This is a genomic window from Pseudoalteromonas sp. CST2, from assembly GCF_028599385.1.
In the GTDB taxonomy this organism is placed as follows: Bacteria; Pseudomonadota; Gammaproteobacteria; order Enterobacterales; family Alteromonadaceae; genus Pseudoalteromonas; species Pseudoalteromonas atlantica.
Window position 1 is genome coordinate 154,277 of the sequence record NZ_JAQREO010000010.1, and the last position, 9,927, is coordinate 164,203.

The window sequence follows — 9,927 nt, forward strand, 5'->3', positions numbered from 1 at the left end:
TTTTAAATCTACGCAATCAAAAAAGGCTGCACAGTGCAGCCTTTTTTATTTTACAGCTAGATTATGAATCTAACTTGTATATGTCGTTTTTAACCTACATTTTTACGTGCGTTGCGGAACATACGCATCCATGGGCTATCCTCTTTCCACTCATCTGGGTGCCACGAGTTAGCAACAGCGCGGAATACACGCTCAGGGTGCGGCATCATTACAGTGGCACGGCCATCAGTAGAGGTAATACCGGTAATACCCTCTGGTGAACCATTCGGGTTAGCCGGGTATTGCGTTGTTGGATTACCGTAGTTATCTACAAATTTAACCGCAACAGTGCCGCTTTCAAGCGCAGCTTTAGTGGCAGCATCGTTTGCAAATTCTGCATGGCCTTCACCATGAGATACAGCAATTGGCATACGCGACCCAGCCATTCCATTAAAGAATACAGACGGGTTTTCTTGTATTTCAACTAAGCTAAAGCGTGCTTCAAAACGCTCTGACTTATTTGTTACAAAACGTGGCCAATGCTCAGTACCCGGAATTAACTCTTTCAATGTTGATAACATTTGACAACCATTACACACACCTAAGCTAAAGGTGTCTTCACGGTGGAAGAAGTTTTGGAACTGATCGCGTGCCATATCGTTAAACAATATAGACTTAGCCCAGCCTTCACCGGCGCCTAATACGTCACCATAAGAGAAACCACCACATGCCACTAAGCCTTTAAATTGCTCAAGGGTTAAACGCCCTTCGAGGATATCGCTCATGTGTACATCAACAGCGGCAAAACCAGCACGGTTAAACGCAGCAGCCATTTCTAAATGCGAGTTAACGCCTTGCTCACGTAAAATAGCCATTTGCGGCTTAGCGCCCGTTGCAATGTACGGTGCGGCTATATCTTCGTTTAAGTCAAAGTTAAGTTTTACGTTTAAGCCTGGATCTTTTGAATCAAACTTGGCATCAAACTCTTGCTTAGCACAATCAGGGTTATCACGACGTGCTTGCATTTGGTACGTTGTTTCGGCCCAAATAGTACGTAATTCAGTACGAGTATGATTAAGTACAGTTTGCTCACCGCGGTTAAATACAATGCTATCGTCGCTATTAAGCGAGCCAATCACGTGGCTAATTGCAGCAACACCGTGTTGCTCAAATACAGCATTTACGGCATCTAAATCGCTGTTAGTAACTTGGATTACCGCGCCAAGCTCTTCGTTATAAAGTGCTTCTAGATCTGTCCCGGTTAAACCAGCTAAATCAACAGTCACACCGGTGTGCCCAGCAAACGCCATTTCAGTTACCGTAGTAAATAAACCACCGTCTGAGCGGTCATGATAGGCAAGTAGCTTGCTATCAGCGACAAGTGCTTGCATGGCATTGTAAAAGCCTTTCAGTAGCTCAGGGCTGTCCACATCTGGAGTAACATCACCAAGCTGCTTGTAAACCTGTGCAAGGCTTGATGCGCCCAGTCGGTTTTTACCCGCGCCTAAGTCAACTAAAATAAGTGATGTATCGCCTTTATCAGTACGTAACTGCGGAGTCACTGTTTTACGCACGTCGTCAACACGACCAAAGGCAGTAATAATAAGTGATAACGGAGAAGTAACTGATTGCTCAGCACTATCATCCTCGTTTTTCCATGTCGTTTTCATCGACATAGAATCCTTACCCACAGGTATAGTTAAACCAAGCGCAGGACAAAGCTCTTCGCCTACCGCTTTTACAGCTTCGTAAAGGCCGGCGTCTTCACCAGGGTGACCTGCTGCAGCCATCCAATTAGCCGATAGCTTAATGTTCTCTAGGCTACCAATGTTGGCACAGGCAATATTGGTTAGTGACTCTGCCACGGCTAAACGCGCCGATGCACCGTAATTTAATAGTGCTGCCGGCGTGCGCTCACCCAGTGACATAGCTTCACCGTGGTAAGTGTCGTACGTTGCTGCGGTAACTGCACAGTTAGCCACAGGTACTTGCCAAGGGCCCACCATTTGATCCCGTGCTACTAAACCGGTAACCGAGCGATCGCCAATAGTAATTAAGAATGTTTTTTCTGCAATAGTAGGTAAGCGTAATAAACGCTGAGCAGCCTCAGCTATATCAATCGACTCTGCATCAATTGCCTTACCGGTAACTTGCTTTGAAGTTACATCGCGATGCATTTTAGGTGCTTTACCTAATAATACATCAAGCGGCAAATCAACAGGGCTGTTATCAAAGTGGCTGTCGGCAACAGTTAAGTGGCGCTCTTCTGTGGCTTCACCTATTACTGCGTACTGCGCACGTTCGCGCTTACAAATGGCTTCAAAGCGATCAAAATCTTCAACAGCAACAGCCAGTACATAACGTTCTTGCGATTCGTTACACCAAATTTCGTGTGGGGCCATGCCCGGCTCATCGTTAGGAATATCACGTAGTTGGAATTTACCACCACGGCCACCATCATCTACAAGCTCAGGAAACGCATTAGATAAACCACCAGCGCCTACATCATGTATAAACGCAATTGGGTTTTCATCCCCTAGTTGCCAACACTTATCGATCACTTCTTGGCAACGGCGTTCCATTTCTGGGTTTTCACGCTGTACAGAAGCAAAATCTAAATCTTCGTTTGATTGGCCCGATGCCATGCTTGATGCTGCACCGCCGCCTAAACCAATGTTCATTGCAGGGCCACCTAGTGCAATAAGTTTTGCACCTACTGGAATATCCCCTTTTTGAACATGATCAGCACGAATATTACCTAAACCACCGGCAAGCATAATAGGCTTGTGGTAACCACGCACCTCTTCACCATTGTGACTTGTTACTTTTTCTTCGTAAGTACGGAAGTAACCTAATAAGTTAGGGCGTCCAAACTCATTATTAAATGCCGCACCACCTAAAGGGCCGTCCATCATAATATCAAGCGCATTTACGATACGATTAGGTTTACCAAAGTCGCTTTCCCACGGTTGCTCGTAACCCGGAATACGTAAGTTAGAAACCGTAAAACCAACTAAACCCGCTTTTGGCTTAGAGCCGCGGCCTGTTGCGCCTTCATCGCGAATTTCACCACCTGAGCCTGTAGCCGCACCTGAAAATGGTGCTATAGCTGTTGGGTGGTTATGGGTTTCTACCTTCATTAAAATTTCTATGTCTTCTTGATGATACGCATATTCACCTTGCGCATTCGGGAAGAAACGACCCGCTTTTGAGCCCTTCATTACTGCTGCGTTATCTTTGTACGCCGACAGCACATTTTCAGGATTGTGCTCAAATGTATTTTTGATCATTTTAAACAGCGATTTAGGCTGCTCAATACCATCAATTGTCCAATCAGCATTAAATATTTTATGACGACAATGCTCTGAGTTTGCTTGGGCAAACATAAATAGCTCTATGTCGTTAGGGTTACGGCCTAACTTTTTAAAGTTTTCTACTAAGTAGTCTATCTCGTCATCAGCAAGCGCAAAACCTTGTTCAACGTTTGCCGCAGCCAATGCTTCGCGCCCGCCACCTAAAATGTCAACTGATGACATTTCGCGAGGCGAATCATTGCGGAATAACTGCGCTGCAGAAGCAAGTTCGCTATGCGTTGCCTCAGTCATACGGTCGTGTAATAACGCCGTTACTTGAGCAAGCTGATCTGCACTTAGTTCACCTTCTACGTAATAAGCAATACCACGCTCAACACGGTGAACCTGTTTAAGGCCACAGTTATGCGCTATGTCGGTTGCTTTAGATGCCCATGGTGAAATGGTGCCAGGGCGAGGGGTAACTAAAATAAGTGTGCCAGCTGGGGTATGCTCGGCAATAGTTGGACCGTAAGTAAGTAGTTTTTCAAGCTTTGTTTGCTCATCAACACTCAAAGGCGAGGTTAAATCGGCAAAATGTGCATACTCGGCATATACATTGGTGACTGGAAGTTGCGATAGTTTGCAACGCGCTAAAATTTTATTAACTCTGAACTCTGAAAGTGCTGGTGCACCACGAAGGATCAACATAGATAATTTCATCCGGGGTTAGGGATTGAACGATATTTTAGGCGGGCATTATAGTCTATGTAGCACCGAGTTTTAACTCCAAATTGCGCTTTTCAGAAAATTAACTTTTTATTTATATAAACAGCAGCAAATTTACCAATAAAAGCTAAACGCTAAGTGACGCCATAGTGAAGTTTTGGTATAACGGGGTATGAGCTTTATGGGGCGGTTAATGTTGAAAGAAAAGCTAATAATTATCATCACTTTAGTTATGTTGTTGTGTGCGTGTAATATGCAGGAGCAACAAACTCAACTTGCCCAAATTAAAGCACAAAATAAAATACGTGTAGGTACCCTTGCCAGTGCCAGCAACTACTACCAAGCCGTGCAAGGCGAGCAAGGTTTTGAATACGAGCTATCTCAAGCTTTTGCCGACTACCTAGGTGTTGAACTAGAAATAGTACCGTTTTTTAATTTATCCGATATGTTTGAGCGCCTTGAAAGCGGCGATTTAGACTTAATAGCCTCAGGACTTACCTACAACAAAGTGCGTGCACAGCAATACCGCTATGGCCCCACTTACAGAACAATTAGCCAAAAGTTGGTTTATAAACAAGGTCGAGTTCGCCCACGTGAATTTGACGACCTTGATGGAAACTTTACAGTTATAGCCAAAAGTAGCCACTCTTTAACCTTACAAAAAATAAAAAAGAGTAACCCAGATTTAACTTGGCAAGAAACCGAAGAACTCGATGAAGAGGAGCTTTTACAAGCCGTTATCGATGGCGAAATAGATTACACCCTCGCCGACTCACACACGCTTTCGCTGTTTAGACGCTACCACCCAAATTTAAGTATTGGCTTTTCAGTTACCCGAAATGACCCCATAGCTTGGATCCTTAATAAATCAAAAGATGATTCGCTTTATGCACTGCTAGTGCCCTTTTTTGGTGACGTAAAACAAAGTAACCAGCTGTATGTGCTCGAAGAAAAGTACTTTGGGCACGTACGCCAGTTTAACTACGTTAATACGCTTGCATACATAGAAGCTATAAAAGAAACACTCCCCACTTACAGGCCTTGGTTTGAGCAATATGCAGGTAGCCTTGACTGGCGCTTACTTGCTGCGCTTAGCTACCAAGAATCTATGTGGAACCCTCGCGCTAAATCGCCTACAGGTGTAAGAGGCATTATGATGCTGACACGCAGTACCGCTAAACAAGTGGGCGTAACAAATAGGTTAGAGCCAGAGCAAAACATCCGTGGCGGAGCTAAATACTTAGCTAAGCTCGTTAAACGCATCCCCGACAGAATCCCGCAGCCCGATAGAACTTGGCTTGCACTGGCAGCCTATAATGTAGGTTGGGGGCACGTTAACGACACGCGCATTATTACCGAACAACAAGGGGCGAGCCCTGATAAATGGGCCGATGTTAAAAAGCGATTACCACTTTTAATCAAAAAACGTTATTACCGTAAAACCCGTTACGGCTATGCGCGTGGCGATGTTGCGGTAAAATATGTTGATAACATTCGCAGGTATTACGATGCACTTGTATGGCTTGATGAAAATAATGCCCTAGAGCCAGAACCTGAATCAGAACCTGAAGCACCTGAAGTTGAAAAAGCAGCTCAACCAAGCAAAGAGCGTATAAACAACGATAAAACCGAACCTACCCCTTCGCTTTCACCTGAAGAAAAAAGTAAGCAAGGTGAAAATAACACGCAGCAGTCTCAGTAAAGCGTTTATATTTACGTTTTTAAATGGGCTATTCAGGCCTGTGAAGCATTAAAATGTGGGCATTAAACGATTCTTTCCTCGTTTTAACAGGCGCTAATTTCCCCTTCAGGCCTAACCACTCTAGTAACTAAATTAAAAATCTGTTTACTTGTCATGAAATGATCACTAATGTGTGTTTATAGTATATTTACCTGATTTTTAATATATATCTTGTGCCTTTCTCACTCTCACGCATTAGGAGAACACATGCTAAAACGTAGACGCACGCAAAAACTAAAACGCAATATTATTCATTCAACAGCCACCAGACGTCGTATTATGCTACGTAACTTACATAAAAAAATTATTTGGCGTCGTCGCATGTTTGCGATGCAGCAAATGATAGAAGTAGATTCAGATAAGGCTAACTAGTCACTAATTTGACGAGCTGCTTTTTTAGCCGCTTTAATTTGTTCTCGGCGTTGTTTAAAAAACGCCGAAATAGTACTACCACAGGTTTGACCAAGCACCCCACCTAACACCTCTACCTGATGGTTCAGCCTCGGCTCTTGCAATAAGTTCATAATCGACCCAGCCGAGCCTGTTTTAGCATCAGGCGCACCGTACACTAGGCGCTTTATTCTGCTATGCACTAACAGCCCGGCACACATAGAGCATGGCTCTAACGTAACGTACAAAGTGCAATCAATTAAACGGTAATTATTTAAAGCTCTCCCTCCTTCACGCACTGCAATCATTTCGGCGTGCGCAGAGGGGTCGTTATCAGTAATTGAACGATTATAACCCGCTGCAATAAGCGTGTTATCTTTAACAAGGACAGCTCCTACCGGAATTTCGCCCAATTGCTGCGCCTTATTGGCATAAACTAATGCCTGCTCCATCCAATACTCATCGCTTTTAAGATCGTTCATAGTGCTTACTTTAAATAAATTTTCTTTCGGTATTATATCAACTTGCCTGTTTAAAATGCGTAATTGATTAAATTATTGCAAAAATAAAACAAAATAATGTGGTTTATCGTGGCTCATAGAGTGTGATTTACGCTATAATCTCACGCTTTTTTTATTTAGCTCACAACACAGGTAGCAAATGAAATTTCCTGGACGCCGCAGACATAAACATTATTTTCCAGTGGAAGCTAAAGATCCACTTACTAATCAGCTAAACGCAACTGAGCGATTACAACGTAGCTACATTACGGGTATCGATCAGATCGTTGTTGATATTGAGGCCAAAGTCGATCAGGCTTTTTTAGACGAGTTTCAACTTCGCCGAGGAATGTCGCAAGTTATTGATAGCGATATTACTAACGCACTTTACGACCGTTTAAAACTAAACGACATGGTTGATTACGAATTTGCCGGTGGCACCATTGGTAACACAATGCATAACTACTCTGTACTAGCAGATGACCGTTCAGTATTGCTCGGTGTTATGAGTGAAAACATAAAAATTGGCAGCTATGCCTACCGCTTTTTATGTAACACATCAAGCCGCGTTGATTTAGACTATTTACAACCAGTAGATGGCCCTATTGGCCGTTGTTTTACCTTAATTGATGAAACAGGCGAGCGTACATTCGCAATTAGCGCCGGTTTAATGAATCACTTAAAGCCTGAGTCTATCGATAAACACTTAATTGAGCAGTCATCAGCACTTGTGATCAGCGCCTACCTAATGCGTACACAGGGTGATGAAACAATGACTGAAGCAACCATGCAAGCAGTTAAATACGCTAACGATGCAGGTGTACCGGTAGTTTTAACACTCGGCACTAAGTTTTTAATTGAGCAAGATCCAACCTGGTGGGCTAACTTTGTAAACGAGCATGTCGATATACTTGCCATGAACGAAGAAGAAGGGCTAGCAATTACTGGCTTTGAAGACCCATTATTAGCCGCAGACAAAGCACTTGACTGGGTAGACTTAGTTATTTGTACCGCTGGCGAAAAAGGCTTATTTATGGCCGGTTACGTTGATGAGAGCTTTAAACGTGCAACCGAGTACCCATTATTACCAGGTGCCATTGCCGATTTTAATCGCTATGAGTTTTCTCGTGCAATGAAAAAATCCGATTGCGAAAACCCGATAAAAGCGTATAGCCATACGGCGCCATTCATGGGTGGGCCTGATTCAATCAAAAACACCAATGGTGCTGGCGATTGTGCGTTGGCTGCCGTGTTACACGATTTATCAGCAAACGTTTATCATAAGTTAAATGTCGCTAACTCAGCAAAACACGAACAAAAGGCCATTACCTACTCTTCTCTTGCACAAATTAGTAAGTACGCTAACCGCGCAAGTTACGAGGTATTAGTACAGCACTCTCCACGTTTATCACGTGGGTTGCCAGAGCGCGAAGACTGCCTTGAGCAAGTGTACTGGGACCAATAAATAGGGAGCTTTACGTGCTCCCTATTGCGGTATTTTAGAAAATCGAAATATCGAGCTTTTTAGATAGCAGCTCTAATGCTGCTATCCCCGCCACCGAATTACCAAATTCATTAAGCCCTGGTGAATATACTGCCACTGTAAACTTACCCGGTAATACCGCTAGTATAGTGCCTGACACACCCGATTTACCCGGCATTCCCACTCTGTAGCCAAAGTCTCCTGCCGCATCATATAAGCCGCTGGTGAATAAAATCGAATTTAATTGTTTATTTTGGCGACTACTCAAAACGCGCTTACCCGAGCTGTAATCAACCCCTTTATTCGCTAAAAAGTTATACGCTCTAGCTAGCTCAATACAGTTAAGCTCAATCGCACAAAAATTGAAGTAAGACCAAAGTACATCATCGACGTCATTCTCAAAATTACCAAACGACTTCATTAAATGCGCCATTGCTGCATTTCTATGCCTAAACTCATACTCAGAATTGGCCACTTTTTTATCAATCACTATTGCACTATTACCTGCAAGTAACCTAAACGTTTCAAGCATTGAGTGGCGAGGTGCGGATAATCGACTGTACAAAGCATCGCACGTCACAATCGCGCCAGCATTAATGAAAGGATTACGTGGTACGCCTTTTTCGAACTCTAACTGCGTAAGAGAATTAAATGCGGTTCCTGAGGGCTCTTTGCCTACCCGATGCCATAGCTCGTCGCCATAGCGCTGTAGCGCCATTGTAAGCGTCATTACTTTAGAAACTGATTGAATAGTAAAACGTTTTGAGCAATCACCCGCACAAATGGTTTCGCCATCAGTGGTATAAATAGCAATAGAAAACTGCTCGCTAGAAACCTCAGCAAGTGCAGGTATATAGTCCGCAACCTTACCTTGTGATAACAAAGGGCGCACTTCGTGTGCTATTTCATCTAGTACAGTTTGGTAGTCAGCAGTGGGCAATTGACACCTCTATTTTGGCATTTATAAAAATTTGATTTTAACACGCACAACTTCTGCACGCCTAGCTATGTTACATGAATAAAATAGCAGATAAGCATGAACTTAATGTTTATTTTCAAAGTGATATTTTCTATATCAAAGCAATACTAATCCGCAATAAGCCTTAATCATTTTGCGGGGCTATAAAAAACTGATTACACTGAGCACGATGTGTGCCGTGACTTTCCCTATAATGGCTTAGCTTTCTATAAGGATACTAATGTTATGGCTCAAAGAATTTACAGGGGCGGGCATTACAAAGACTGAGTTAGCATGAGATCTTGGCTTTTTATTAAACTCCAGATAGCAAAAAACCCGCTACATCGCTGTAACGGGTTTCTTTAATTTGAATCCTAGTAATGTCATAGTGCCCACAGCGGTGGAGAGTCACATAGCAAATACTACACTATCATTGGCCGGGGCTCGCCTTCGAGCTGTTTTGTTTGACTACTGAGTTTGGCGTGGGCTCTTGGTTATTTACTAAACCCCAGACAGCAAAAAACCCGTTACATCGCTGTAACGGGTTTCTTTAATTTGAATCCTGGCAATGTCCTACTTTCACATAGCAAATGCTACACTATCATCGGCGCTGTTTCGTTTCACTACTGAGTTCGGCATGGGGTCAGGTGGGTCCAAAACGCTATGGTTACCAAGAAAATTCTGTTCAATTTTCTTATTTTATTTATTAAGGTTTAAGTCCTTCGACTAAATTTGGAGCCTGGCAATGTCCTACTTTCACATAGCAAATGCTACACTATCATCGGCGCTGTTTCGTTTCACTACTGAGTTCGGCATGGGGTCAGGTGGGTCCAAAACGCTATGGTTACCAAGCAAAT

General features: G+C 43.3%; 6 protein-coding genes and 2 rRNA genes. 3 read left to right on the plus strand and 5 right to left on the minus strand.

What is annotated here, in order from left to right; all coding sequences use genetic code 11:
- Nucleotides 1-89: 89 nt before the first annotated feature.
- Entirely contained in the window at nt 90-3,980 is a 3,891-nt protein-coding gene (gene purL, locus PSH41_RS13930) for a phosphoribosylformylglycinamidine synthase (protein ID WP_273589242.1), read from the minus strand.
- Between the two features lie 211 nt (nt 3,981-4,191).
- Here purL and mltF point away from each other — a divergent pair, with 211 nt between their 5' ends.
- On the plus strand, nt 4,192-5,700 hold the full coding sequence (mltF, locus tag PSH41_RS13935; RefSeq protein WP_273589241.1) for a membrane-bound lytic murein transglycosylase MltF: 1,509 nt from the start codon (nt 4,192-4,194) through the stop codon (nt 5,698-5,700).
- Between the two features lie 246 nt (nt 5,701-5,946).
- Nucleotides 5,947-6,111 carry a hypothetical protein gene (locus PSH41_RS13940; protein WP_004588576.1) on the plus strand — a complete coding sequence of 55 codons (165 nt, stop codon included), beginning with the start codon at nt 5,947-5,949 and terminating at the stop codon, nt 6,109-6,111.
- Here PSH41_RS13940 and tadA read toward each other — a convergent pair.
- A complete protein-coding gene (gene tadA / locus PSH41_RS13945) occupies nt 6,108-6,611 on the minus strand; it encodes a tRNA adenosine(34) deaminase TadA (RefSeq protein WP_004588577.1) in 504 nt (167 codons plus the stop codon). The two genes, PSH41_RS13940 and tadA, sit on opposite strands and share 4 nt — an antisense overlap.
- 178 nt (nt 6,612-6,789) lie before the next feature.
- Here tadA and PSH41_RS13950 point away from each other — a divergent pair, with 178 nt between their 5' ends.
- Nucleotides 6,790-8,094 carry an inosine/guanosine kinase gene (locus PSH41_RS13950; protein WP_004588578.1) on the plus strand — a complete coding sequence of 435 codons (1,305 nt, stop codon included), beginning with the start codon at nt 6,790-6,792 and terminating at the stop codon, nt 8,092-8,094.
- Between the two features lie 34 nt (nt 8,095-8,128).
- Here the strand turns inward: PSH41_RS13950 and glsB are convergent, their stop codons facing one another.
- From glsB to rrf (PSH41_RS13965), 3 genes are all read right to left on the minus strand, one after another.
- Nucleotides 8,129-9,052: a glutaminase B gene (gene glsB, locus PSH41_RS13955; protein WP_004588579.1), complete on the minus strand. Its 924-nt coding sequence runs from the start codon at nt 9,050-9,052 to the stop codon at nt 8,129-8,131.
- A gap of 578 nt (nt 9,053-9,630) precedes the next feature.
- Nucleotides 9,631-9,745, minus strand: a 5S ribosomal RNA gene (gene rrf / locus PSH41_RS13960).
- Nucleotides 9,746-9,807: 62 nt separating this feature from the next.
- Nucleotides 9,808-9,922: ribosomal RNA gene (gene rrf / locus PSH41_RS13965) — 5S ribosomal RNA — on the minus strand.
- Nucleotides 9,923-9,927: the final 5 nt, after the last annotated feature.

Excerpts from the sequence above, each read along its gene's own strand:
- purL (WP_273589242.1), bottom strand. The coding sequence starts at position 3,980 with ATGTTGATCCTTCGTGGTGCACCAGCACTTTCAGAGTTCAGAGTTAAT.
- mltF (WP_273589241.1), top strand. The coding sequence starts at position 4,192 with ATGTTGAAAGAAAAGCTAATAATTATCATCACTTTAGTTATGTTGTTG.
- PSH41_RS13940 (WP_004588576.1), top strand. The coding sequence starts at position 5,947 with ATGCTAAAACGTAGACGCACGCAAAAACTAAAACGCAATATTATTCAT.
- tadA (WP_004588577.1), bottom strand. The coding sequence starts at position 6,611 with ATGAACGATCTTAAAAGCGATGAGTATTGGATGGAGCAGGCATTAGTT.
- PSH41_RS13950 (WP_004588578.1), top strand. The coding sequence starts at position 6,790 with ATGAAATTTCCTGGACGCCGCAGACATAAACATTATTTTCCAGTGGAA.